At 60.7% G+C, this 23,969-nt stretch carries 22 protein-coding genes; 13 read left to right on the top strand and 9 right to left on the bottom strand.

The genetic code is table 11. From position 1 onward, the window contains the following. Window positions 1–9: 9 nt before the first annotated feature. Entirely contained in the window at window positions 10–1,167 is a 1,158-nt protein-coding gene (locus RVM26_RS08400; protein WP_287804990.1) for a DUF5924 family protein, read from the bottom strand. A 291-nt stretch (window positions 1,168–1,458) separates the two neighbouring features. On the opposite strand from RVM26_RS08400, the gene fadB reads away from it, so the two are divergent. Together fadB and fadA are read left to right on the top strand one after the other, a co-directional pair. Then, complete coding sequence (gene fadB / locus RVM26_RS08395) at window positions 1,459–3,645, top strand: fatty acid oxidation complex subunit alpha FadB (RefSeq protein WP_287804989.1); 2,187 nt, start codon at window positions 1,459–1,461, stop codon at window positions 3,643–3,645. A gap of 24 nt (window positions 3,646–3,669) precedes the next feature. After that, a complete protein-coding gene (gene fadA, locus RVM26_RS08390) occupies window positions 3,670–4,848 on the top strand; it encodes an acetyl-CoA C-acyltransferase FadA (protein ID WP_287804987.1) in 1,179 nt (392 codons plus the stop codon). Between the two features lie 84 nt (window positions 4,849–4,932). Here fadA and RVM26_RS08385 read toward each other — a convergent pair whose 3' ends face one another. Beyond that, a complete protein-coding gene (locus RVM26_RS08385) occupies window positions 4,933–5,394 on the bottom strand; it encodes a flavodoxin family protein (protein ID WP_498941633.1) in 462 nt (153 codons plus the stop codon). Between RVM26_RS08385 and RVM26_RS08380 the strand changes: the two genes are divergently transcribed. The 10 genes from RVM26_RS08380 (at window position 5,393) to RVM26_RS08335 (ending at window position 14,139) form a co-directional block, all read left to right on the top strand. Next, a complete protein-coding gene (locus tag RVM26_RS08380; protein WP_287804983.1) occupies window positions 5,393–6,160 on the top strand; it encodes a hypothetical protein in 768 nt (255 codons plus the stop codon). The two genes, RVM26_RS08385 and RVM26_RS08380, sit on opposite strands and share 2 nt — an antisense overlap. A gap of 53 nt (window positions 6,161–6,213) precedes the next feature. Continuing rightward, window positions 6,214–6,690 (top strand): YbhB/YbcL family Raf kinase inhibitor-like protein, encoded by a 477-nt coding sequence (locus RVM26_RS08375; protein ID WP_498941632.1) that lies wholly within the window; start codon window positions 6,214–6,216, stop codon window positions 6,688–6,690. A gap of 94 nt (window positions 6,691–6,784) precedes the next feature. Further along, window positions 6,785–7,126, top strand: a complete 342-nt coding sequence (locus RVM26_RS08370; protein WP_287804980.1) for a zinc ribbon domain-containing protein YjdM — start codon at window positions 6,785–6,787, stop codon at window positions 7,124–7,126. A 233-nt stretch (window positions 7,127–7,359) separates the two neighbouring features. After that, window positions 7,360–7,824 (top strand): SUF system Fe-S cluster assembly regulator, encoded by a 465-nt coding sequence (locus RVM26_RS08365; RefSeq protein ID WP_016914269.1) that lies wholly within the window; start codon window positions 7,360–7,362, stop codon window positions 7,822–7,824. 69 nt (window positions 7,825–7,893) lie between these two features. After that, window positions 7,894–9,336 (top strand): Fe-S cluster assembly protein SufB, encoded by a 1,443-nt coding sequence (gene sufB, locus RVM26_RS08360; protein ID WP_227406654.1) that lies wholly within the window; start codon window positions 7,894–7,896, stop codon window positions 9,334–9,336. Between the two features lie 39 nt (window positions 9,337–9,375). Further along, window positions 9,376–10,125 (top strand): Fe-S cluster assembly ATPase SufC, encoded by a 750-nt coding sequence (sufC, locus tag RVM26_RS08355; RefSeq protein WP_039179419.1) that lies wholly within the window; start codon window positions 9,376–9,378, stop codon window positions 10,123–10,125. Beyond that, complete coding sequence (gene sufD, locus RVM26_RS08350; protein ID WP_016914266.1) at window positions 10,122–11,462, top strand: Fe-S cluster assembly protein SufD; 1,341 nt, start codon at window positions 10,122–10,124, stop codon at window positions 11,460–11,462. The genes sufC and sufD overlap by 4 nt, the downstream gene beginning before the upstream one ends. A 14-nt stretch (window positions 11,463–11,476) precedes the next feature. Continuing rightward, entirely contained in the window at window positions 11,477–12,742 is a 1,266-nt protein-coding gene (locus tag RVM26_RS08345; protein ID WP_218313522.1) for a SufS family cysteine desulfurase, read from the top strand. 8 nt (window positions 12,743–12,750) lie between these two features. After that, a complete protein-coding gene (gene sufT / locus RVM26_RS08340; protein ID WP_039179426.1) occupies window positions 12,751–13,320 on the top strand; it encodes a putative Fe-S cluster assembly protein SufT in 570 nt (189 codons plus the stop codon). Between the two features lie 18 nt (window positions 13,321–13,338). Next, window positions 13,339–14,139, top strand: a complete 801-nt coding sequence (locus tag RVM26_RS08335; protein ID WP_287804971.1) for a SanA/YdcF family protein — start codon at window positions 13,339–13,341, stop codon at window positions 14,137–14,139. Window positions 14,140–14,158: 19 nt separating this feature from the next. Here the strand turns inward: RVM26_RS08335 and RVM26_RS08330 are convergent, their stop codons facing one another. The 4 genes from RVM26_RS08330 to RVM26_RS08315 all read right to left on the bottom strand — a co-directional run bounded on the left by RVM26_RS08330 (window position 14,159) and on the right by RVM26_RS08315 (window position 17,190). Then, window positions 14,159–14,605 (bottom strand): hypothetical protein, encoded by a 447-nt coding sequence (locus tag RVM26_RS08330; RefSeq protein ID WP_039179432.1) that lies wholly within the window; start codon window positions 14,603–14,605, stop codon window positions 14,159–14,161. 88 nt (window positions 14,606–14,693) lie between these two features. Next, window positions 14,694–15,602, bottom strand: coding sequence for a 30S ribosomal protein S6--L-glutamate ligase (rimK, locus tag RVM26_RS08325; protein WP_016914261.1), 909 nt, complete (start codon window positions 15,600–15,602; stop codon window positions 14,694–14,696). A gap of 42 nt (window positions 15,603–15,644) precedes the next feature. Beyond that, on the bottom strand, window positions 15,645–16,085 hold the full coding sequence (locus tag RVM26_RS08320; RefSeq protein WP_039179438.1) for an ATP-dependent zinc protease family protein: 441 nt from the start codon (window positions 16,083–16,085) through the stop codon (window positions 15,645–15,647). Between the two features lie 58 nt (window positions 16,086–16,143). Next, the gene (locus RVM26_RS08315; RefSeq protein WP_287804969.1) at window positions 16,144–17,190 is read right to left on the bottom strand and encodes a DUF3549 family protein; all 1,047 of its coding nucleotides are present in this window, start codon (window positions 17,188–17,190) and stop codon (window positions 16,144–16,146) included. Between the two features lie 284 nt (window positions 17,191–17,474). On the opposite strand from RVM26_RS08315, the gene RVM26_RS08310 reads away from it, so the two are divergent. Then, a complete protein-coding gene (locus RVM26_RS08310) occupies window positions 17,475–17,807 on the top strand; it encodes a YqcC family protein (RefSeq protein ID WP_498941631.1) in 333 nt (110 codons plus the stop codon). 99 nt (window positions 17,808–17,906) lie between these two features. Here RVM26_RS08310 and RVM26_RS08305 read toward each other — a convergent pair whose 3' ends face one another. The 3 genes from RVM26_RS08305 to putA all read right to left on the bottom strand — a co-directional run bounded on the left by RVM26_RS08305 (window position 17,907) and on the right by putA (window position 23,837). Further along, window positions 17,907–18,533, bottom strand: coding sequence for an OmpW/AlkL family protein (locus tag RVM26_RS08305; RefSeq protein ID WP_498941630.1), 627 nt, complete (start codon window positions 18,531–18,533; stop codon window positions 17,907–17,909). A gap of 267 nt (window positions 18,534–18,800) precedes the next feature. Then, window positions 18,801–20,291 (bottom strand): sodium/proline symporter PutP, encoded by a 1,491-nt coding sequence (putP, locus tag RVM26_RS08300; RefSeq protein WP_096922728.1) that lies wholly within the window; start codon window positions 20,289–20,291, stop codon window positions 18,801–18,803. A 354-nt stretch (window positions 20,292–20,645) separates the two neighbouring features. Continuing rightward, entirely contained in the window at window positions 20,646–23,837 is a 3,192-nt protein-coding gene (gene putA / locus RVM26_RS08295; protein WP_498941629.1) for a bifunctional proline dehydrogenase/L-glutamate gamma-semialdehyde dehydrogenase PutA, read from the bottom strand. Window positions 23,838–23,969 lie beyond the last annotated feature (132 nt).

The raw sequence follows: 23,969 nt of genomic DNA, 5'->3' as shown, positions 1-23,969 counted from the left end.
GGCGTTATGCTAATCGGTGGCGTCGGGGGCCTGCTGGTCAGAGCGGCTGCCTGCCACGAATCGCCGCAAATTTAGCGCGCTCAATCCGCTGCGCTGAATGGTGCTGTCGGCCATGGAGGCCTGCTGCTCGTCATCCGAGACCGTGAATCGGATCAGCCCCAATCGTTGTCCTCCTTCGGTCATGATGTCGACTCGCCAATCCCCTGCGGGGTTTTCAGGGAAGTTGCGTTTATGGCTCCAGGCGCGATACCCCTGTTCACGGCCGCCGTTGATGGTCAGGGCAACGCGGTCCATGGGCGTACCATTATGATGCCAGGCATGATAAATGGTTTCGCTCAAGCCGCGTGGTGCGCGAATGGCGGTATATACATAGAGCCCATGGGTGCGCAGGGCCTCGGGAGTCAGCGGAGTGGCACCCTGTGGCACACGCTGCTGGGTATCGAAAGCAGGCGACAGCGCGCTGCCCGTCATCCACAGACTGGCGGGGGGCACCCAGACGCGGCCAAGCCAAGCGCCGTAGGCCAGCACCATGGTCAAGGCAAGAAAACCACACCAGCGCGCCAGGCTGCGTTGCTTCAGCAGATGCCAGAAGCTGGGCAGGGCCACCAGGACGGTGAGCACCAGCGCCAGCAGCAGGCTTTGCCGGGTGGTCAGATGCAGCATGATCGGCAAGATCACCAGCAGAACCAGAAAGACGCATTGCGCATGAAACATGAAGTACAGGCTGCGCCATCGTCCGGCCAGCTTGTAATACAATGGGTCGATGATCGATAGCACGGCCATGGCCATGACCAGCAGGGCAAACAGCGTCTGCCCGCTATTCCACACCGTGGTGATCAGGATGAACGGCAGGGTGAAAAATAGCGTCTCCTGGTGAATCATCTGGGCAATGAAAGAGGCAATGCCCTTGGGCAGGGTAGGGTGGCCGCGCCTGGCCAGCAGCCGCCCGATCAGGCTTTCCGACAGCAGCAGAAGCCAAGCCACCAGCAGCCCCACCGCCAGGGCCACTCCCAGCCACTGCTGACGATTCACCAGAAAAAAACTGCCCAGGCCTGCTGCAAATGCCATGGGCGGCCACAGCCAACTCCATGGTTTCAGGCGCTCTACAAGACGCTCGACCCAGGCCTGTACGGCCCGTGTCCGAGCGGGATTCAATAAAGTGCCCATCGTCTGATCGCTCGATTCAATCGTGAAGTGTGATGATTCCTTAGCATACGCACTAATTTCCGCATACGTCGCAGTCTGCAGAACAAAAACGCAAAAATGATGGCAGCCGCTGATGGCTGCCGAGATTCATGAAAGGTCCCCACAAGGACTATGCTGAGGGCTGGATTAGCCAAAAGTCAGGGGTTGACGTACTCGAGCAACTCCACCAAGCTAAGGTAATCAAACGACCGTATGAATGCGCGGCGGGTTCGCCGAAGCTAACCTGCCCGACACTATGTGGAGAGAGCGCGAATGATCTATCAAGGCAATGCCATCACGGTGGAGCGTCGTGACACCCAGGGTGGCAATGATGTCGCAGTGCTCACTTTCGATCTGAAAGATGAGTCCGTCAACAAGCTTTCCAGTGCCGTGGTGGCGGAGCTGGGAGACGCGGTCAAGGCGCTGCAGGCCGCAAGTGGTGTGCAAGGTCTGATGATCCGCAGTGCCAAGGACGTCTTTATCGTCGGTGCCGACATTACCGAATTCCACAGCCTGTTCGACAAGGGCGAAGAGTATCTGGTGGAGATGAACCTCAAGGTTCACGATATCTTCAACGCCATCGAAGACCTGCCGTATCCCACCGTGACGGCGATCAATGGACTGGCGCTGGGCGGCGGCTGTGAAGTACTGTTGACCACCGACTATCGCGTGATGAGCGAGAAAGCCAAGATTGGCCTGCCGGAAACCAAGCTGGGCATTCTGCCAGGCTGGGGTGGCTGCGTGCGCCTGCCACGTCTGATCGGGGCAGATAACGCCGTGGAGTGGATTGCCGGTGGCACCGAAAACCGTGCCGATGCCGCCTTGAAAGTAGGCGCCGTTGATGCTGCCGTTCCCCACGAGCTGCTGGAAGAGGCAGCGCTGGACATCCTCGACCGCGCCAATGCCGGTGAGCTGGATTACCAGGCCCGCCGCGAGGAGAAAACCTCTCCGCTGAAGCTCAACGCCATCGAGCAGATGATGGCCTTCGAAACCGCCAAAGGCTATGTGGCCGGTAAAGCAGGCCCGCACTACCCGGCACCCGTGGAAGCCATCAAGGTCATCCAGAAAGGGGCCGGAGAAACCCGTGCGCGTGCCCAGGCCATTGAAGCCAAGTCCTTCGCCAAGCTGGCGCTGAGCAGCGTGGCCTTCAACCTGGTGGGGCTGTTCCTCAACGATCAGGTGGTCAAGAAGAAAGGCAGCAAATACGAGAAGCAGGCGCAGCCGGTCAAGCAGACTGCCGTGCTGGGTGCTGGCATCATGGGTGGCGGTATCGCCTACCAGAGTGCCAGCAAAGGCACTCCGATCCTGATGAAAGACATCAAGGACGATGCCATCGAGCTTGGCCTGAAAGAGGCTCGCAAACTGTTTTCCAAGCAGGTAGAGCGCAAGAAGCTCACTACTGAGCAAATGGCCGAGAAACTCTCCAACATCCGCCCGACGCTCTCTTACGGCGATTTCGGCAATGTCGATCTGGTGGTCGAAGCGGTGGTGGAAAACCCCAACGTCAAGGATGCGGTGCTGACCGAAGTAGAGGGCATGGTGGGTGAGAACACGATTCTTACCTCCAACACGTCCACCATTTCGATCAACCGTCTGGCGAAGAATCTGAAGCGCCCGGAAAACTTCTGCGGTATGCACTTCTTCAACCCCGTGCACCGCATGCCGCTGGTGGAAGTCATTCGTGGCGAGAAAACCTCCGACGCCGCCGTGGCCGCCACCGTGGCTTACGCCCGCGCCATGGGCAAGACGCCCATCGTGGTCAACGACTGCCCTGGCTTTTTGGTCAATCGCGTACTGTTCCCTTACTTCGGCGGCTTCAGCTTCCTGGTAGAGCAAGGGGCCGACTTCCAGCGTGTCGATAAGGTCATGGAGAAGTTTGGCTGGCCCATGGGCCCGGCCTACCTGCTGGACGTGGTCGGCATGGATACCGCCGTGCACGCCAACGAGGTAATGGCCGAAGGCTTCCCTGACCGCATGGCGCGTGAAGGCAAAACCGCCATTCAGGTGATGTATGACAACCAGCGCCTGGGCCAGAAGAACGACAAGGGCTTCTACGCCTACGAAGAGGACAAGAAAGGCAAGCCGAAGAAGGTCAGCGATGAGCAGGCCCATGCCCTCGTGAAAGACGTCGTGAAAGAGCAGAAAGAGTTTTCCGACGAGGACATCGTGGCGCGCATGATGGTGCCGCTGTGCCTGGAGACCGTACGTTGCCTGGAAGACGGCATCGTCGAGACGCCCGCAGAAGCCGATATGGCACTGATTTACGGCATTGGCTTCCCGCCCTTCCGCGGTGGCGCGCTGCGCTACATCGATGCGCTGGGCGTGGCCGAGTTCGTCGCTCTGGCCGACCGCTTGGCCGAAGAGTTGGGACCGCTCTACGCACCTACCGAGAAACTGCGCGCCATGGCCAAGAACAACGAGCAGTTCTATGCCGGTTCCACCGCCGGTGCTCAGGCCTAAGTCACCACCCACAGGAGAAATATGATGAGTTTGAATCCGAGAGATATCGTGGTGGTGGACGGTGTTCGTACCGCCATGGCAAAAGCAAAGAACGGCGCTTTCCGTAACGTACGTGCCGAGAACCTGTCCGCTGCCGTGATGCAGGCGCTGTTCAGCCGGAACCCCAATCTGGACCCGTCGGAAGTGGACGATGTGATCTGGGGCTGCGTCAACCAGACCCTGGAACAGTCCATGAACATCGCCCGCAACGCGGCGATCATGACCGGCATTCCTCGTAGCGTGCCTGCGCAAACGGTGAACCGTCTGTGTGGCTCCTCAATGACCGCGCTGCACATTGCGGCGGCCAACATCAAGGCCGGCATGGGCGACTTCTATGTGATTGGTGGCGTGGAGCACATGGAGCACGTGCCCATGGCCCACGGTGTGGACGTGAACCCGGCAGCCAGCAAGTACGCTGCCAAGGCCGCCATGATGATGGGCCTGACCGCCGAACTGCTGGGCAAGATGCACGGCATCTCCCGTGAAGACCAGGACAAGTTCGGCGTACGCTCGCATCAGCGCGCCCAGGCAGCCATGGAGAAGGGCTACTTCGATAACGAGATCATCGGTGTCGAGGGCCACGACCAGCGCGGCTTCAAGGTATTGGTGAAGAACGACGAAGTGATCCGTGCCGATGCCAGCCTGGAGTCCATGGCGAACCTGAAGCCGGTGTTCGACCCCCGTAGTGGCACCGTCACGGCCGGTACTTCATCGGCGCTGTCGGTGGGGGCCTCCGCCATGGCAGTGATGAGCTACGAGCGTGCCCAGGCGCTGGGGCTGGAGCCGATTGCCCGCGTACTGTCGACCGGTGTGGCAGGCTGTGATGCCTCCATCATGGGCTACGGCCCGGTACCCGCGTCCAAAAAGGCCTTGAAGGTCGCTGGCCTGTCGGCAGCGGATATTCAAACCGTCGAGCTCAACGAGGCGTTTGCTGCCCAGGGGTTGCCGGTGCTCAAGGACCTGGGCTTCCTCGATGCCATGGACGAAAAGGTCAACCTGAACGGCGGTGCCATCGCCCTGGGACACCCGCTGGGCTGCTCCGGTTCGCGCATCTGTACCACGCTGCTCAACGTGATGCAGCAGCGCGATACCACCCTGGGCCTGGCGACCATGTGTATCGGTATGGGCCAAGGCGTTGCCACGGTGTTCGAGCGCTTGAAATAACGCGCTCGCCAGCCATGTGATTGCAAAACGGCACCTTCGGGTGCCGTTTTGCCGTTTTGCCGTTTGCAGGGGGGGGGCGTGGCATCAAAACATGCCGCTATCCAGCCCGGCCGCCAACGCCATGGCCAGCTCCTCGACCTGTGCAGCATATGTCTCCTGCCACTCGCCTCGCAAGACCACCGGTTGCTGAACCCAGCGCCAGCGCAGCCCGGCCACGATGCTTTCCACGGCTCGCTGGGTGCCCGTGCCGTCGTGGCCAGCGCGAATGTAGAGCGCACAGGGCAAGCCCTGCTTCTCATCCAGCACTGGGTAGTAGCTACGGTCGAAAAAATCCTTCAGGGCACCGCTCATGTAGCCGAGGTTTTCGGTAGTGCCGAGCAGAACGGCGTCGCAGGCCAGCAGGTCGGCGGGCCCTGCTTCGAAGGGAGTCTTCACCGTACAGACGACATGCTCGAGATCGGGATGCTCTGCCCCTCGCCTGGCAGCTTCCCTCAAGGCCTGGGTGTTGACGGAAGGGGCGTGAGCGACGATTAATAGCTGTTTCATGGCAAAGACCTGCGCAGTGGCGATTGGCGGTGTGCCCCGTAGCTGCCACACTAAAGGCAGCATGACGGCTGGTAAAGCACTGCTCAAACGTCGTGCTGACGTCATGGCTAGCCAGGCGAGTATCACGATAGAGGGCAATCTGTTGAAAGCTCAACAAGGGAAGCGAGTCATGTATCTGCAGGCCAGGAGCGTGGGGAAGAGAGTAGGGCAGATAGCGGGGAAGCGCGTAGGGAAAGCGGCAGCATGCGCAGCCGTGCTGCTGTTGGTGGGGTGTGCAGGCCAGCCCTCGCCCTCCAGTAGCGCAGGGGAGTCTCCTTCGGCGGTGGAGCCTGCGATATCACCTGTTACGCCGTCGGCCACGCGCGGGTCCGCCTCACCGGTCACGGATTGGGTGCCGCCGCTGCTGGCCAGCCCCGAAGAAGAAGCGGCTTATTATGTCAGTCGCTTGGCAGACCGCAGTTTCGTTTCGCAATATGGTGGCCCGGATAATCCGCGCCCCTGGTACATTGCCGCTGAGCGGCTGGGTGAGATCGGGGCGCCCGCAGTGCCACTTCTGTTGGCCAGGCTCAATACGCAGGATGACTACGAGCTGATGCTGGTGCTGTATGCCCTGCACTTGGCCACGCAAGACCCGCTGATCACCTTCCAGACCCGTGGGGAATCCGTGCAGCTGCCGGGGGTGCTGGACGAGCGCATGAATGCCGACAATCGGCGCCTCGTCGAAGAGTGGCAGCAGCGCCATGCGGCGGCGTTGGATTTAGGCTAACGGTTTGGCTACATTGATGAGCTGAACCTACGATCGACGATTTGGAGATGACAATGGGATTTGCACTATCTTCCATGCAGGTCAGCAGTGCGGCCTTTGGTCAGCATCAGGCCATCCCTGCCAAGCATACCGGCGAAGGCGAGGACATCTCACCCGATCTGGCCTGGCAGGGAGCACCTGAAGGAACCCAGGGCTTTGCGGTGATCTGCCACGATCCCGATGCCCCGCTGGTGAAAGAGGGCAGCTACGGTTTTGTGCATTGGGTGCTATACAACTTGCCGGGCGATATGACGTCGCTGGAAGAGAATACTACTCAAGGCACCTTGGGGATGTCGGATTTCGGCAAGCCGGGCTATGGTGGTCCAATGCCGCCGGAAGGCCATGGTAGCCACCTCTACTATTTCTGGGTGCTGGCGCTGGACAAGGCGACCACGCTTCCCGAAGGACTGACGCTGCCCAAACTGCTGCGTGCCGTCGAGCCGCACCTGCTGGGCATGAACCGGCTGGTCGGTACCTACCAGCGCGACTGACCTATCTCTTCAGGCTGGAGCATTTTGCCCAAGCCGTGTAGGCTCCACCGCTTTCTACGTCCAGCAGATGACCCGATAGCGATGGAGCCTTTTCATGAGTGACCTTCCCAACTGCCCCGCCTGTGCCTCTGAATTCACCTATGACGACGGCCTTCAATTCGTGTGCCCGGAATGCGGCCATGAGTGGTCGAAAGGTGGAGAAGAGGAAACCGAATCCGCCAGCTCCGGCATTCGTGATGCCAACGGTAACCCGCTGGTTGATGGCGACACGGTGACCGTGATCAAGGATCTCAAGGTGAAGGGCAGCTCGCTGGTGGTCAAAGTGGGAACGCGGGTCAAGAACATCCGCCTGGTCTCCGGTGACCACGACATCGACTGCAAGATAGATGGCATTGGCCCGATGAAATTGAAGTCGATTTTCGTCAAGAAAGCTTGATGTTGCCACCTGCCAGGGGTCGATGCTCATTTCTGGGTCGCCGGTCATAGCTTTTATGAATGAGAATGATTGGCTTTTTTGAAGTTATCAGCGGCGAACGTGCCAGGAAGTAGCGACTTTTGCGAAGGATTTTGCAGAAGGGCTTCACATCATTTTTATACAGGACTAAAATGGTCCCCAATTAATGGGTAAGCCTCTTCCTCGCACACGGGGCCTTACATACGGGAGTCACCATGCTCAAGCTTTCTCGGCTGACCGACTATGCGGCGGTGGTGATGGCGCAAATCGCGCGCCATCCGAACACCTCCCATGCCGCCGCCGATCTGGCCGAAGCCGTTCAGCTGCCGCACCCGACTGTGAGCAAGACGCTTAAAATGCTGGTCAAGGCCGGGTTGCTGGAGTCCCAGCGCGGCGCCCAGGGTGGGTATCGGCTGGCACGCCCCGCCTCGCGGATTACCGCCGCCGATATCATCAGTGCCATCGAAGGTCCCGTGGCCATGACCGAGTGCAGCCAGGCGGAAGGCGAGTGCGACCTGGTGGCTACCTGTGGTGTGGCCGACAACTGGCAGCGCGTTTCCCTGGCTATTCGCACGCTGCTGGAGAGCGTCACCCTGGCGCACCTCGCCGACACCGCGCCCATCAAGCTGCCCGTTCAGCTACCCATTCAAAGCATTACGCTATCGGCGGCTTCGGCGTAAGTCGCAACCACATTCACTCTTATTGACGGCGAGCTCAACTCGCCACCCAACTGCCCGGAGGGTATCACCATGGCAAGCGAAGAAATGGAACAGTTGGTTCGTCGCGAGTACAAAGATGGCTTTGTCACCGATATCGAAAGCGACACACTGCCACCTGGCCTGGATGAAAACACCATTGCCTTCATTTCCAAGAAGAAGGGCGAGCCGGAATGGATGCTGGAGTGGCGTCTGGATGCCTATCGTCAGTGGCTGAAAATGGAAGAGCCCTCCTGGGCACACCTCGATTATCCGCCCATCGATTATCAGGCGATCTCCTACTACAGCGCGCCAAAGCGTCCGGAAGACCGTCCTCAAAGCCTCGATGAGGTAGATCCCAAGCTGCTGGAAACCTACGAGAAGCTGGGTATCCCGCTGCACGAGCGTGCTGCCCTGGCGGGTGTGGCGGTCGATGCGGTATTCGATTCGGTATCGGTAGCCACCACGTTCAAGAAAGAGCTGGCGGAAGCCGGGGTCATCTTCTGCTCCATCTCGGAAGCCATCCGCGACTACCCGGAGCTGATCAAGCAGTACCTGGGCACCGTCGTGCCGGTCGCCGACAACTACTTTGCTGCGCTGAACTCTGCGGTGTTCACCGACGGCTCGTTTGTTTTCGTGCCGGAAGGCGTCACTTGCCCGATGGAGCTGTCCACCTACTTCCGTATCAACGCGGCCAATACTGGACAGTTCGAGCGCACGCTGGTGATCTGCGAAAGTCGTGCCCAGGTCTCCTACCTGGAAGGGTGCACGGCGCCCATGCGCGATGAAAACCAGCTGCACGCAGCGGTGGTCGAGCTGGTGGCGCTGGATGATGCCTACATCAAGTACTCCACCGTTCAGAACTGGTACCCCGGTGATGAAGAGGGTAAAGGCGGTATCTACAACTTCGTGACCAAGCGCGGCGACTGCCGTGGTGAGCGCTCGCGTATCAGTTGGACGCAGGTGGAAACCGGCTCGGCCATTACCTGGAAATACCCCTCTTGCGTACTGCGTGGCAAGGACAGCATCGGTGAGTTCTACTCGGTGGCCGTGACCAACGGGCGCCAGCAGGCGGATACCGGCACCAAGATGATCCATATCGGTGAAGGTACACGCTCCTACATCGTGGCCAAGGGCATCTCGGCGGGCAAGAGTGATCAGTCCTATCGCGGTATGGTCAAGATCGGTCCGCGCGCCAAAGGCGCACGTAACTTTACCCAGTGCGATTCGCTGCTGATCGGCGACAAGTGCGGTGCCCACACTTTCCCGTACCAGGAAATCGGCAACAGCACGGCGACCATCGAGCACGAAGCCACCACGTCGAAAATCGGTGAAGACCAGCTCTTCTACTGCCAGAGCCGCGGCATCTCGGAAGAAGATGCGGTGAGCATGATCGTGAACGGCTTCTGCAAGGATGTCTTCCAGGAGCTGCCGATGGAGTTTGCGGTAGAAGCGGAAGCACTGTTGAACGTCACTCTTGAAGGTGCGGTGGGCTAACCGCGCAGGCATCCCCCTATTTTTTAAAAGGCGATTACTATGTTGCAAGTGAATGATTTACACGTCACCGTCGACGGCAAAGAGATTCTGAAAGGCCTGACGCTCACCATCAATGCCGGTGAAGTGCACGCCATCATGGGCCCCAACGGCGCGGGTAAATCCACCTTGTCAGCGGTCATTGCGGGCAAGGATGGCTACGAAGTCACCCAGGGCAGCATCACCTTCGAAGGCCAGGACGTGCTGGAAATGGAAATCGAAGAGCGCGCCCAGGCAGGCCTGCTGCTGGGTTTCCAGTACCCCGTCGAGATTCCGGGGGTGAAGAACATTTACCTGTTGAAGTCGGCGCTGAACGCGCAGCGTGCTGCCCGCGGTGAAGGCGAGATGCCCGCCCCAGAGTTCATGAAGCTGGTCAAAGAGAAGCTGAACTTCATGAAAATGGATGCCAGCTTCCTGCAGCGCGCGGTCAACGAAGGCTTCTCCGGCGGTGAAAAGAAGCGTAACGAAATCCTGCAGATGCTGGTGCTGCAGCCCAAGCTGGCCATGCTGGACGAAATCGATTCCGGCCTGGATATCGACGCCATGAAGGTGGTGGCCGATGGGGTCAACAGCCTGCGCGCCGAAGAGCGTGCCATTCTGCTGGTCACGCACTACCAGCGCCTGCTGGACTACATCGTGCCTGACAAGGTCCACGTCCTGATGGATGGTCGTATCGTCAAGACCGGTGACGCGGCGTTGGCCAAAGAGCTGGAGGCCAACGGTTACGAAGGCATCGAGGAGTCCGTGGCATGAGCGAGACACAAACCTTTCTGGATACGCTGGCGGCGCGCAGCCAACAGCGTGGCGCAGAGCCCAGCTGGATGGCCGCACGCCGCCAGGCGGGGGCCGCACGCTTCGAGGCGATGGGCTTTCCCACCCGTCGCGATGAAGAGTGGAAATACACCGATGTACGCGCCATTGCTCAGGGAAATTTTGCCCTGGCCGATAACGCCGAGTTCTCCCAGGCGCAGGCGGCTGCGCTGACGCTGCCACTGGAAGCCTATCGACTAACCTTCGTCGATGGCGTATTTTCGGCGGCGCTGTCTGACCTGGAAGGTCTGCCTTCCAGCGTGCAGGTCATGCCGCTCTCCAAGGCGCTCAGCGACAACCATGAAGCGGTGGGTGGCCCGCTGGGTCGTTTGACCGGCGTGGAATTCTCGCCCTTCTCGGCGCTCAACACCGCGTTCGTGGAAGAAGGGGCCGTGGTGCGTATTGCGCCCGGCACGGTAGTGGAAAAGCCGATTCTGCTGCAGTTTCTCTCACGGGCCGGGGCGCCGGTCATGAGCCACCCTCGGGTGCTGGTCGAAGCGGCCGGGCGCAGCGAGGCCACGCTGATCGAGCACTACGTGGGGGAAGCCGATGCTGCCAACTTCACCAACGTGGTCGGTGAGCTGATGCTGGACCGTGGTGCGATCCTCAACCACTACAAGCTTCAGGAAGCTCCGCTTGGCGATCTGCACATTGCCAGTATCCACGTGGAGCAGAGTCGCGACAGCCGCTACACCTCCTACAACCTGAATCTGGGCGGTGCGCTGGTGCGCAACGACCTGATTTGCGAGCTGGACGGGCAGGGCGCCGAAAGCAACCTGTACGGGCTGTTCTTCGGTCAGGGTCGCCAGCACGTGGATAACCACACCAAAGTCAACCACAACGCGCCGCTGACGTTCTCCAACGAGAATTACAAGGGCATTCTGGATGACCGTGCGCAGGGCGTCTTCAACGGCCGGGTATACGTCAAGCGCGACAGCCAGAAAATCGAAGGCTTCCAGAGCAACCAGAACCTGCTGCTTTCCGACCGCGCGCAAATCAACGCCAAGCCGGAGTTGGAAATCTACGCCGATGACGTCAAGTGCTCCCACGGCACCACCACGGGCCAGCTGGATGAAGAAGCCGTCTATGCGCTGCGTACCCGGGGTATCGACGAAGCCACGGCGCGTGGCCTGCTGACGCTGGCCTTTGCCGGTGAAGTGCTGGAACAGGTCACGCTGGATGCCATTGCCGAGCGAGTCGAGCTGGCGGTGGCAGGCAAACTGCCCGAGCGCTTCAACCTGGCAGGGCTGGTGGAAGCAGCGGCTGCGCTGAACGATTAATCAAGGAGTCCCCCATGCCCCAGAGCGTGATTGAGAAAGCGACCACGGCCAGCACTGCCGCCTACGATATCGAGGCCCTGCGCCGCGAATTCCCCGTGCTCCAGCGGGAAGTGCACGGCAAGCCGCTGGTCTATCTGGACAATGCTGCTACCAGCCAGACTCCCCAGGCGGTCATCGACGTGTTTGGCGACTACTACGCTCGCTACAACGCCAACATCCACCGTGGGCTGCACACCCTGGCGGATGAGGCGACGGCCGCGTTCGAAGCGACACGTCATCGCGCCAGGGACTTTCTCAATGCCGAGGATGCTCGCCAGATCATCTTCACCCGGGGCACCACTGAGGCGATCAATCTGGTCGCCCAGAGCTGGGGGCGAAGCCAGCTGCAGGCGGGCGACGAAGTGCTCATCTCGATGCTGGAGCACCACTCCAACATCGTGCCTTGGCAGCTGTTGGCCGCCGAGCGTGGTTTCACCATCAAGGTGATCCCGGTAGACGCTCATGGTGCGCTGGACATGGACGCCTATCGCACACTGCTCAACGAGCGAACCCGGCTGGTGGCGGTGAATCATGTGTCCAATGCGCTGGGTACCATCAACCCGGTCAAGGAAATGGCTGCGTTGGCCCATCAGCAGGGCGCACTGATTCTGGTCGACGGTGCCCAGGCGACGCCGCACCAAAAAGTGGATGTTCAGGACATCGACGCCGACTTCTACGCTTTCTCCGGTCACAAGGTGTATGGCCCCACGGGCGTGGGCGTGCTGTATGGCAAGGCGGCGCTGCTGGAGGCCATGCCGCCCTGGCAGGGGGGCGGTGAGATGATCAAGACCGTCTCGTTCGACGTGGGCACGACCTTCGCGGACATTCCCCACAAGTTCGAAGCCGGCACGCCCGCCATTGCGGAAGTGATTGCGTTGGGGCGTGCGCTGCAGTGGATAGAGGACGTGGGGGTCGAGGCCATTGGCGACTGGGAAGCCGTGCTGTTGACCCATGCCACTCAGGCCGTCAGCCACATCGACGGACTGCGTATTCTAGGCACGGCGCCGCACAAGGCGGGAGTGCTGTCGTTCGTGGTGGACGGTGCCCACTCTCAGGATATCGGGCTATTGATCGACCAGCTGGGCGTGGCGATTCGCACGGGGCATCACTGTGCTCAGCCGCTGCTCCACCATTTTGGCGTCGAGGCTACCTGTCGTGCCTCGTTTGCAGCGTATAATACCCTGCAAGAGGTCGATGCGTTCGTTGCGGCGCTGAACCGTGTGATCCAAATGGTACGCTAAGGACATCTATGGATATCGAGCAAGTGGCCAGCCTCGAACGAGGTCAGAAACTGCCGCTACAGCGTGATGTAGAAGCCATTGCCATTCCGTTCGGCAAGACGGATACGCTGGCAGAAGATAGCATCGTCAGTGTCATGCAGGCGAAAGGCAGCTCTGTCAGCGTTGGATACGAAGGGCGGCTGTATCTGATCGAGGGTCGCAATCTCGATGCCTTGGGGCTTGAAGCATTGCCACGACCTACGCTGCCTGAATCCGCCAGCGATGACGAGATCGAGCAGTTCGTCTGGGATCAGCTGCGCACCTGTTTCGATCCGGAAATCCCGGTCAACATCGTCGATCTGGGGCTGGTGTACGGGTGTCGTATCGAGCGCTTGATCAGCGGTGAGCGCATCGTCACCATTCGCATGACGCTGACCGCGCCTGGCTGCGGCATGGGCGATGTCATCGCTGCCGATGCGCGCAACAAGATTCTGGGAGCGCCGCAGATCAGCAAGGTGCATACCGAAATCGTCTTCAGCCCCGCCTGGAGTCGTGACATGATGAGCGATGAAGCCAAGCTTGAGCTCGGCATGTTCTAACCCCTGCTGGGGAGCTGGATGCACAGCCTGTTATTTCGTTGGGTAAAACGTTGTCTGCTGTCGCTGGTAGCCATGGTGCTGCTGGCGGCTTTGCTATTGGCGGCAGGCAACGCCTGGGTACTGCTGAGCACCTCACGCTATATCCATACGCAGCTGCAAGAGTGCCGTCCAACGGATGTCGCTATCGTTTTTGGCACCTCTCGCTGGACACGTAGCGGGCTGCGTAACCCCCATTTTCACGCGCGTATGCGCACCTCGGCGCGCCTGATAGCCGATGAGCGCGTGCAGCATCTGCTGCTCTCCGGTGATAACCGCACCCAGGCCTACAACGAGCCCCGAGCCATGTGGCGCGACCTTTATCGACGAGGAGTGCCAGCCGACAGGTTGACCATGGATTTCGCGGGCTTCAGTACCTACGACACCATGGTGCGAGCGCGGCATGTGTTTCAGCTGGAGCAGGCGCTGTTGGTGACCCAGAGCTGGCACTTGCCACGAGCGATTTTTATCGGCCGTTCGCTGGGCATGGACGTGACGGGCTGTGTGGCCGAAGAGCAGCCCTCGGCGGGCGAGTGGCGGCTCAAGGTGCGTGAATGGCTGGCGCGTATGGCGACGCTAGGGGATCTGTACCTGTGGGGCAGGGAGCCTCACTTTTTGGGGCCGGCCGAGCCTATCGTGCTGAGCCGTGATCGATTGCCTCTGGAGCCGCCACCCGTGACCACTGATGTGCTGATCGACCTGGAAGGCGTGCGCCTGCTCTATCCGGAACTCCCTCTGCTCGGAGAGCCAGGGCGGCAGCTAGAGCCGTCGGCGGCTCCTTGAAGGTGCGCGAAAGGGGCGCTTAGCGGCGAGCTTTGCGCTTTTGCAGGCTATACAGCTCGCGGATCAATTTACGGCAGCCCTGCATGCACTCTTCCACCACGGGTTCGATGGGGTCGGGCAGCGGATGGGTAAACAGGGTCGAGAGGGCTTGCATCAAGACACGCTCTTGTTCCAACAGTTCATTGATCAGAACCTGACTATCGTTGCCCACGAAGCTTTTCAGGCGGCTCCACAGCCACAGAAAGTCATCGCGCTCCACGTCGGCATCCCTGGGAAGCATTTTCAGATGGGCACGGGCCAACTCCTGCAGCTTGCGCATCTGTTTCAGTCGAGCCGTGTAGTGAGGCTTCAGCGCATCGCGCAGCGAGGGGCGCAGGCGTTCGATATTGTCCTGGAAATAATCAATGCTATCGGCCAGCGCTTCCAGCACGCTGTCCATCGCCACTTGGCGATTGTCGAGAAACATGAGCGTCTACCTCCTTCGGTGACGCAGATTGTGGGGGGGGCAGCGTTGATTTGCCACCCCTAATGCGGATTATTTTTACCTTTGGACGTTAGCCTTTAGGCTTGGGGGGCGCTTTTCGGGCAGGCGTTGCGTTTTTTTCGATGTGTTCGATGATCATGCCCGCGATGTCCTTGCCCGTGGCACTCTCGATTCCCTGCAGCCCAGGAGAAGAGTTGACCTCCATGATCACCGGCCCATGGTTGGAACGCAGCAGATCGACACCGGCAACGCGCAGGCCCATGGCCTTGGCTGCCCGGATGGCGGTGGAGCGCTCTTCAGGGGTAATGCGAATCACGCTGGCCGTGCCGCCACGGTGGAGGTTGGAGCGAAACTCGCCTTCGGCCGCTTGACGCTTCATGGAGGCCACGACTTTGTCGCCAATCACGAAGCAGCGAATGTCGGCGCCTTTGGCTTCCTTGATGTACTCCTGCACCATGATGTTGGCCTTCATGCCCATGAACGCCTGCACCACCGACTCGGCAGCCTGGTTGGTCTCGGCCAGTACCACGCCAATGCCTTGGGTGCCTTCCAGCAGCTTGATGACCAGCGGCGCCCCCTTGACCATGGTGATCAGGTCGGGAATGTCGTCTGGCGAGTGGGCAAACCCCGTGATGGGCAACCCCAGCCCCTTGCGGGAAAGTAGCTGCAGCGAGCGCAGCTTGTCGCGGGAGCGCGTGATAGCGACCGAGTCGTTGATCACGTAGGTGCCCATCATTTCGAACTGGCGCAGCACGGCGCAGCCGTAGAAAGTCACCGAGGCGCCAATGCGGGGGATGACCGCATCGAAGGGCTCGATCTCGGCCCCCTTGTAATGAATCGAGGGGTGATGCGAAGCGATGCTCATGTAACAGCGCAGCGTATCCACGACACGAGCCGTATGGCCGCGCTGCTCGGCGGCTTCGACCAGGCGGCGGGTCGAGTATAAATTGCGGTTACGCGAAAGTAGGGCAATATGCATGCAGGGCTCCGGGCCAAAACAGGAAAGGCGTGTTAAGTATATTCAAGGCTCGCCGTGCAAAAAGGCAGCGCCGGGTGCGACTAACAGACGACGCATGGCGCGCCTGCCCAATAGCATGGGGTGGCGCATATTGCTGCGGTCGGTCAAGGTAAGTTCGACGGGAAAGCTGAGCTGGCCCAGTTCCATCTGTGTGCGAATGACGTAGCGCCATTCGCTGTGCCCATTCGAGCTGGTCACCCGTCTTCTGTCATGTAAATGTAGACGATAACGATGCCCAGGGGTGTCGGGACCCCCGCTATGTGTCACGAAACTGACCCACAGCTGCCCATGGGCGTCTTCTTCCGTCTCGATCTCTTCGGCATGCAGGGCAGAGGTGCGCGCGCCAGTATCGGCCTTGCAGCACAGGTGAAGGCCAAGGTCGGTCAACGTGACCATTTCACGGCGGCCAATCACGGCCTTGGCCTGATAGGGTAATTCCTTCACGGTTGACTCCTGACATCTAGTTGGAAGAACAGCATGATAACCGTCACCTGTTACGAATTTATGCGCGGCGCGGCATCAGGCCTGCCAGGCGTGCGTGCATGGGTGAACCGACAGGTGCGTCACGCAGGGTCAACATGACAGGCAAGCGTAGCCTGGGAACGAGGGCGATATCACGCACGACGGCTGAGAAATCGGCACGCTCGTCTTCGGCCAGTCGGTTCAGGAACAGCGGCAGGCGCGTCTCGTCTTCCAGCAGTTGCCAGCCGCGCCCGGCCATGGCAGCCATCAGGTCAGGGCCGCAGGCAGCGCTATCCTGAAGCAAGCTCGTGTACCAATCGCCTACCGTGGGCTCTGGTGAGCTGCCGACAGCCCTTACGCAGGCGCACACGGTTTCCACGTCTCCCTCGCTGGCCGCCTGCTCGCCACGCGCCTGAAGCGCTTCCAGCAGGCAGCCTGGCAAAGGCTGATGCTCGAGGCAGTAGCATAGCGCACGCGTAACGCTGGCGGGCAGGTCAGACAGCCGTTCGGCCAGCGCTCTGGCTGCATCGTCGTCCATGCGCACCGCAAAGTCAGCCAGCCCCTGCACGCCGAGCGCTTGCCAATCGATCGACTGCTGGCCACTCAGATAAGCTTCAACCGGTTCCAGGTGCTGGCTGGCAGGTAGCCCCAGGTGCAGCGTGGCACGGGCATTGAGCATGGCCTGAAAGGTGACGTCGGGCGTGAAGGCCAGCGGGTTGTCCTTCATCAGGTCGTCAACGCCAACGCTGGCGTCAGCTGTCAATGTCTGCTCTGACGCCAGGGCATTACGCCCCAGGGTTTCCAGCAAGCGATTGATGAAGCCATCCCGCTGTGCAGGCGAGAGCATGCCCTGCTCGTCCAAGGGCAGGGCGAGGAACCAGATGGCCGGTTCAGGCATCGCACCCAGCCGAAACACGATGCCCAGACGCGCCTGACCCAGCCAGGGCTCGGGCCAGGCGTGTTCGGCCTGCTCGAAGCCGCGCAGGGTATCCCGCGAGCAGGGCACCACACGACGCCCCATATGGTAGAGCGTCACGTCGGCACCGCTGCGGGTAAAGAACTCGTCGAGGGTAGTAATTGGTTGCATGACATCCTTCCGCATTTCAAGCGTGCACTCTACCTTGATGCTCGGTCACTGTCAGCCGTAACCGTTGATAAAACCATGCCTTATCGTCGAAGTGGTCAAAAAGTGAACAACATTCGCCAGGCCCCGTGGGAGTAGCCGTTGCGACACCTTTCCATAGTTTATCCACAGTCTCTTGCAGGTTTTCTGTGAATCTGTGCATAAACGCGTTGGCCATGCCTCTCGGTGGCAAGTTACCCACAGAGTTGGGATAATCACGCCGACCATTCCTTATGAGTAGACTGTTTATGAGCGTCCATCAACAGCTTCAAACCGCGCTTCTCGAGCTTGAAGCCGCGATGAAAGCCGCCAACCTATGGCGACTCCCCCTTCCAGAGGCGAGTGCGTTTGCCAGTCAGGAGCCCTTTTGTGTGGATACCATGTCGCTGCCCCAGTGGGTGCGCTATGTGTTCGTGGCCCGGTTGACCGCGCTGGTAGAAGCTCAGGCGACCCTGCCCGCCAAATGTGAGGTAGCGCCCGCCATGGCCGCTTATCTGATGCAGGAAAAAGTGCGCGCCAGCGACCAGGTGCTGGTGATTCGCGCCATGGAAAGAGTCGACCAACTGGTGACGGACAACTGAACAGGTAGCCGTCAGCGCGGCGCTGCCGTGCTTCTCAACCGAACAGGCCCGGAGCAAATGCCCCGGGCCTGTTAGGTTTGATGGGTAGCTCCGCATCTTCTAGAAGCGGTAGCTGAGACCCGCCATGACCACAATGGGGTCGATCTCGACGGTGCCCGCTGCGGCGCCGTTCACCGTGGCGTCCGTATCGATGTCCAGGTACCAGGCGGCGGCGTTGAGCGCCCAGTTGTCGTCGATCAGCAGGTCGATACCCAATTGGCCTGCCAGACCCCAGGAGTCGTCCAGATCCAGCTCACCAATCGCCAGCTGTTCGTCCGAGAAGCGCGTGTAGTTGATACCGGCGCCAATGTAGGGCTGAACCCGTGCCTGGGTGCCGCCCAGCGGGTAATACTGCAGCGTCAGGGTGGGTGGCAGGTGCTTGGTCGAGGCAAGGTTCTCGCCGTTCAGGGCAATGTCGTGCTTGAAGGGCAGTGCGGCCAGCAGTTCGACGCCCACCTTGTCGTGAAAGCGATAGCCCAGCGTAAAGGCGAAGTCGGTCTTGTCCTGAACGTCCACCGCCAGTGCGCCGTTGGCCAAGGCGCCGTTGTCGTTTTTGGGTGTCACTTGTGCCACGCCCACGCGGGTAAAGAAGTCACCTGCGCCGTAGGCAAAGGCCTGGCTGCTGGCGGCCAGCGTTGCAGCGGCCATGCTGGCAGCGATGAGACGAGAGGGTTTGAACGGGGGCATAATGTTGCTCCTGACCATGATGAGGGTGAGTGGTTCGCGATCCATGGCGCCACTATAACCAGCCAGAAGCGGTGCGTTATTGACCTGAGGCAAAGAGCGGTGCGCAAGCGGCCAACAATGCAAGAGACCTCCTGCAAGGCGGGGCCTTGACGAGGAGGTCTCGGATGACTGCTTGCCGATGCTCACCGCCTGCCGAAGCAGGCGGTGAGGGTGGCATGCTGGCCAAGAGCCGTGGCTAAAAATCGTCGCCAGGCGTAATGGTCAGGATCAGCGTTCGATGTGCTGGTACTCACCGGCATCGGCGGTCATGTTGCTGACGACCAGGATGGCGATGAAGGAAGCGATGAAGCCGGGGATGATTTCGTAGACACCCGGGCCGCCCATGAAGGAGCCGCTCCAGCCCAGCGAAATCCAGATCATCACGGTGGCGGCACCGACGATCATGCCGGCCAATGCGCCGGCACCGTTGGTGCGCGGCCACATCAGCGCGAGGATGATCAGCGGACCAAAGGCGGCACCAAAGCCTGCCCAGGCGTTACTGACCAGCCCCAGCACCTGCGAGTCTTCATTGGAGGCAATGATGGCGGCCACGATACCCACCAGCACGACGCACACACGGCCCACCGCCACGCACTGCTGCTCGGTGGCATTCTTGTGCAGGAACAGGCGGTAGAAGTCTTCCGTCAGCGAAGAGGAGGACACCAGCAGCTGGCTGGAGATGGTGCTCATGATCGCTGCCAGCAGCGCCGCGTACAGGAAGCCGGTGATCAGCGGATGGAAGAGCAGGTTGGCCAGCACGATGAAGATGGTTTCAGGATCCTGGATGTCCATGCCGTTACGCACTGCGAAGGCGCGACCCGCCAGGCCCAGCGACACGGCACCGATCAGCGAAACCAGCATCCAGCCCATACCGATGTTACGCGCTACAGGCACGTCTTCTTGTGAGCGAATGGCCATGAAGCGCACGATGATATGCGGCTGACCAAAATAGCCCAGGCCCCAGGTCACCGCCGACAGCCAGCCTACGAACGTCAGCCCCGTGGTCCAGGAGAGCAGCGTGGGATCGACACTGTTGAGCGTCTCCGACGCCTGTGAGAAACCACCGCCGCCGTCACCGAACAGCACCACCGCAGGCATGATGATCAAGGCCAGCATCATGATGCAGCCCTGCACGAAGTCGGTCATGCTCACGGCCAGGAAGCCGCCTACCACGGTATAGATCAGCACCACGCCGAGGGTAATGATGACGCCCATGGCGTAATTGCTCATGTCGCCAAAGTTGTACACTCCGGTAAAGGCCGTTTCGAACAGCTTGCCACCGGCTACCAGGCCCGAGGCGGTATACACGGCAAAGAAGATCACGATCACGATGGCCGACACGGTGCGCAGTGCCAGGGCACGGGTCGGGAATCGGTTGGCCAGAAACGCCGGAATGGTAATCGCGTTGCCGTAATGAATGGTCTGCTCGCGCAGGCGAGGCGCGACCAGTATCCAGTTGAGCAGTGCGCCCACCAGCAGGCCAATGCCGATCCAGGCAGAGCCCAGCCCAGACACGAACATGGCCCCGGGCAAGCCCAGCAGCAGCCAGCCGCTCATATCGGAGGCCCCTGCCGAGAGTGCCGCGACCTGCGGGCTGAGAGTACGGCCCCCCAACATGTAATCTTCCGAGGAAGAGGTCGCTTTGCGCATGGCATAGATGCCGATGGCGATCATGAGCGCAAAATATCCAAGCAAGCTAATCCAAACACCAGTAGCCATAACACTTCTCCAGTTCGTCAGAACGGAGTCAGGTGACCTACGAAAGCCCGCGCGTGCTGGCGGCTCTTTCGTACATCCTTGACTCCGACAGCGTCAGCGCTTTGGCGATAGGTGGCCAAAGCGCGTTGATCTTGTTGTTAATTTCCCTGCCGATTCGGCGTGGCCAGTGGCTGGCCACGGCTCGAGCCGTCAAGCAGGGCGCCGGAAAGGGTATGGCGGAGTATCGATGTCGAGTTCCCTGTGCCTGGTGCACGGTCTGGGAGGGCCGTGGCAGCGCAGGCAGTCACGCTATTATTGTCAACCATGAGACGGATCCTTTTCAGGAGTTCAGGTTAGTTTATGTCGATGAGCGTTCTACTCATCCCCTAGCGCCAGTAGCGACGCGTTGCCACCCAGGGCGGCGGTGTTGTTGGTGATCGTCTTTTCAGTCACGAAGCGCTGCAGGTAGTGCGGGCCACCCGCTTTGGGGCCGGTGCCCGAAAGGGCCTGACCGCCGAATGGTTGAACGCCGACCACTGCGCCGATGATATTACGGTTGATGTACACATTGCCTACTCGAATTTTCTGCGCTATTTCAGCGGCAAAGGATTCGTTACGGCTATGCACGCCAAACGTCAGGCCATATCCCCGACCGTTGATGTCGTTGATCACCTTGTCGATCTCGCGGGCCTTGTAGCGCACGATGTGCAGCACGGGGCCAAACTGCTCGCGGGTCAGCGCATCGATGCTGTCGATGGTAAAGGCGACCGGGGCCACGAAAGTGCCGTGCTGAGTATGCTCGGCGGTCATCGGGGTTTCGGCGACCAGCCGGTTTTCGCCCTTGAGCTTGTCGATATGTGCCAGCAGCCCTTTGCGCGCGTCCTCATCGATGACCGGGCCCACGTCGGTGCCCAAATCGCGCGGATCACCGATCCGCAGTTCGCTCATGGCCCCCTTGAGGATCTCGATGACGCGGTCGGCCACGTCATCCTGCAGGTAAAGCACACGCAGGGCAGAACAGCGTTGCCCGGCGCTCTGGAACGCTGACTGGATCGTGTCCATGACCACCTGCTCGGGCAGGGCGGTGGAATCCACGATCATGGCGTTCATGCCGCCGGTTTCCGCGATCAGGGTTGGCAGCGGCGCGTTTTCGCGGGCGGCCAGGGCGCGGTTGATGATCTGAGCCGTATCGGTACCGCCGGTGAACACTACGCCGGTGATGCGCGGGTCGGAGGTCAGCACGCTACCCACGGTGGGGCCGTCGCCCGGCAGCAGCTGCACTACATCGCGGGGCATGCCCGCTTCGTAAAGCAGCTCGATGACGCGATGCGCGACGATGGAGGTCTGCTCGGCGGGCTTGGCCAGCACGGTGTTGCCTGCCACGGCGGCTGCGACGATCTGCCCGCAGAAAATGGCCACCGGGAAGTTCCAGGGGCTGATGGCGGCAAACACGCCCTTGCCACCCATGGACAGCCGGTTCGATTCACCGGTGGGGCCGGGCAGCTCGATGGGCGCGCCGAACGACTCTTCGGCGCGCATGGCGTAATAGCGGCAGAAATCCACGGCCTCCTTGATCTCGTCCACGCCGTCGGTGAGCAGTTTGCCACCCTCTCGTGAGCAGAGTGTCATCAGCTCGGCCATGTGCTCTTCCATCAGGTCGCCCAGGCGGCGAATGATGGCCGCGCGCTCGGCAACCGGCGTGGCATCCCAGCGCGGGAACGCTTCCCAGGCAGCGTCCAGTGCCTTGGCCGCCTGCTCCTTGCTGGTCCACTGCACGCTGCCCACGGTCTGGCGACGGTCAAAGGGCGATGTCACGCGATGGGTATTGCCCGCATCTTCGGCCACGTCGAACGCCAGCAGCGGCCGCGTGGGGTACTGCTTGTCCATGAACGTGGCCATCTTCTCCATCAGCGGATAGTACTGGCTGCGGATATTGAGGTTGACGCCACGGGAATTGCGGCGTTTCGCACCGTAGATGTCCTTGGGCAGCGGAATCCGCTTGTTGTAGAAGCTCTTCTGCTGGCGCAGGGTTTCGATGGGGTGCTTGCAGAGCGACTCCACTGGCACTTCGGGATCGACGATCTGGTGCACGAACGAGGAGTTGGCGCCGTTTTCCAGCAGACGGCGCACCAAGTAGGGCAGCAAGTCCTTGTGGGCGCCCACCGGGGCGTAAATGCGGCAGTAGGTGCCTTTGGGGGCACGGGCCAGGGCGGCGTCATACAGCGCTTCGCCCATGCCGTGCAGGCGCTGGAACTCGAACGGGCGGCTGTCCTGGTTGGCCAGCTCCAGAATCGTGGTCACGGTATGCGCGTTGTGGGTGGCGAACTGCGGGAAGATGCGCCCGCGGGTGTCGTCGGAGAGCAGGAACTGGGCGCAAGCCAGGTAGGCCACATCGGTACACGCTTTGCGCGTGTAGACCGGGTAGCCATCGACCCCCAGCTGCTGCGACTCCTTGATCTCGCTGTCCCAGTAGGCGCCCTTCACCAGGCGCAGCGGAATTTCGTCGCCTTGCTGGTCGGCCAGTCGGTTCAGGTAGTGCAGCACGGGCAGCGCACGCTTCGAGTAGGCTTGCACCACCAGGCCGAAGTGGCCCCATCCCTTGGCAGCACTGCTTTGGTAAATGGCGCGGAAGACCTCCAGCGAGAGCTCCAGGCGGTCTACCTCTTCGGCGTCGATGGTGACGGCCACGTCCAGCTCGCGTGCCTTGGTGACCAGCTTGATCACGGTGTCCACCAGCTCGGCCAGCACCTGCTCGCGACGGCCAAACTCATAGCGCGGATGCAGGGCCGACAGCTTGATGGACACCGACGGTGCGGGGGTCTTGTCGCCCAGGGTCTTGCAGGCTTTGCCCACCTGCTCGATGGCACGGGCGTAGTCGTCGAAGTAGCGCTTGGCATCGGCGCGGGTGCGGGCGGCTTCCCCCAGCATGTCGTAGGAGTAGGTGTAGCCCTTGTTGAACAGCCGCTTCGAGCGCTTGAGCGCTTCGTTGATATCGCGGCCCAGCACGAACTGCTTGCCCATGATTTTCATGGCTTCCATCATCGCCCGGCGAATCACCGGCTCACCCATACGGTTGACCATGCGATTGATGAAGTGAGCAGGCTGGCCCTCTTTTGGGTGGTCCAGCTTCAGTACCTTGCCGGTCATCAGCAGGCCCCAGGTCGAGGCGTTGACCATCCAGGACTCGCTCTTGCCCACGTGGGACTGCCAGTCGGCCGGGCCCAGCTTGTCTTCGATCAAGGCGTCGGCGGTGGCGGTGTCCGGGATGCGCAGCATGGCTTCGGCCAGGCACATCAGCATCAGGCCTTCATGGGTGTCCAGGCTGTACTGCTGCAGCAGCTCGTCGATGGTGTCGACGGCGGTATCCATGTTGCGCACTTCTCGTACCAGCGCGGCCGTGTTGGCTTCGATGCGGGAGAAATCGTCCGAGTCGGCGTTCAGTACCTTGATCAGCTCGCTGACGTAGGCATCCTCATCCACGATGTAGTGGTCGCTAATACGCGCCATCAGCGTATCAAGGTCGGTTTGCCAGATGACTGGGTCACGCATTTTCTTGGCATTAAGCATTGAGGCCCCCGTAAGACAGGTCTGAAACAGGCTGCTGAAGCGAATGGCTGGATTCACCAGCATTTAAAAACAGTGATAGCAGGGCAGGTGCCCAGTATGTTGTCGAATGTAGAGCGCGCGCCCGTCAGTTGT

The organism is Halomonas sp. KM072 (genome assembly GCF_050710315.1).
In the GTDB taxonomy this organism is placed as follows: Bacteria; Pseudomonadota; Gammaproteobacteria; order Pseudomonadales; family Halomonadaceae; genus Vreelandella; species Vreelandella hamiltonii.
The sequence above is the reverse complement of the archived record's forward strand: the minus strand, read 5'-3'. Positions and strand labels throughout refer to the sequence as shown.

Coding starts and splice junctions, on each gene's coding strand:
- RVM26_RS08400 (WP_287804990.1), bottom strand. CDS start 1,167: ATGGGCACTTTATTGAATCCCGCTCGGACACGGGCCGTACAGGCCTGG.
- fadB (WP_287804989.1), top strand. CDS start 1,459: ATGATCTATCAAGGCAATGCCATCACGGTGGAGCGTCGTGACACCCAG.
- fadA (WP_287804987.1), top strand. CDS start 3,670: ATGAGTTTGAATCCGAGAGATATCGTGGTGGTGGACGGTGTTCGTACC.
- RVM26_RS08380 (WP_287804983.1), top strand. CDS start 5,393: ATGGCAAAGACCTGCGCAGTGGCGATTGGCGGTGTGCCCCGTAGCTGC.
- RVM26_RS08385 (WP_498941633.1), bottom strand. CDS start 5,394: ATGAAACAGCTATTAATCGTCGCTCACGCCCCTTCCGTCAACACCCAG.
- RVM26_RS08375 (WP_498941632.1), top strand. CDS start 6,214: ATGGGATTTGCACTATCTTCCATGCAGGTCAGCAGTGCGGCCTTTGGT.
- RVM26_RS08370 (WP_287804980.1), top strand. CDS start 6,785: ATGAGTGACCTTCCCAACTGCCCCGCCTGTGCCTCTGAATTCACCTAT.
- RVM26_RS08365 (WP_016914269.1), top strand. CDS start 7,360: ATGCTCAAGCTTTCTCGGCTGACCGACTATGCGGCGGTGGTGATGGCG.
- sufB (WP_227406654.1), top strand. CDS start 7,894: ATGGCAAGCGAAGAAATGGAACAGTTGGTTCGTCGCGAGTACAAAGAT.
- sufC (WP_039179419.1), top strand. CDS start 9,376: ATGTTGCAAGTGAATGATTTACACGTCACCGTCGACGGCAAAGAGATT.
- sufD (WP_016914266.1), top strand. CDS start 10,122: ATGAGCGAGACACAAACCTTTCTGGATACGCTGGCGGCGCGCAGCCAA.
- RVM26_RS08345 (WP_218313522.1), top strand. CDS start 11,477: ATGCCCCAGAGCGTGATTGAGAAAGCGACCACGGCCAGCACTGCCGCC.
- sufT (WP_039179426.1), top strand. CDS start 12,751: ATGGATATCGAGCAAGTGGCCAGCCTCGAACGAGGTCAGAAACTGCCG.
- RVM26_RS08335 (WP_287804971.1), top strand. CDS start 13,339: ATGCACAGCCTGTTATTTCGTTGGGTAAAACGTTGTCTGCTGTCGCTG.
- RVM26_RS08330 (WP_039179432.1), bottom strand. CDS start 14,605: ATGTTTCTCGACAATCGCCAAGTGGCGATGGACAGCGTGCTGGAAGCG.
- rimK (WP_016914261.1), bottom strand. CDS start 15,602: ATGCATATTGCCCTACTTTCGCGTAACCGCAATTTATACTCGACCCGC.
- RVM26_RS08315 (WP_287804969.1), bottom strand. CDS start 17,190: ATGCAACCAATTACTACCCTCGACGAGTTCTTTACCCGCAGCGGTGCC.
- RVM26_RS08310 (WP_498941631.1), top strand. CDS start 17,475: ATGAGCGTCCATCAACAGCTTCAAACCGCGCTTCTCGAGCTTGAAGCC.
- RVM26_RS08305 (WP_498941630.1), bottom strand. CDS start 18,533: ATGCCCCCGTTCAAACCCTCTCGTCTCATCGCTGCCAGCATGGCCGCT.
- putP (WP_096922728.1), bottom strand. CDS start 20,291: ATGGCTACTGGTGTTTGGATTAGCTTGCTTGGATATTTTGCGCTCATG.
- putA (WP_498941629.1), bottom strand. CDS start 23,837: ATGCTTAATGCCAAGAAAATGCGTGACCCAGTCATCTGGCAAACCGAC.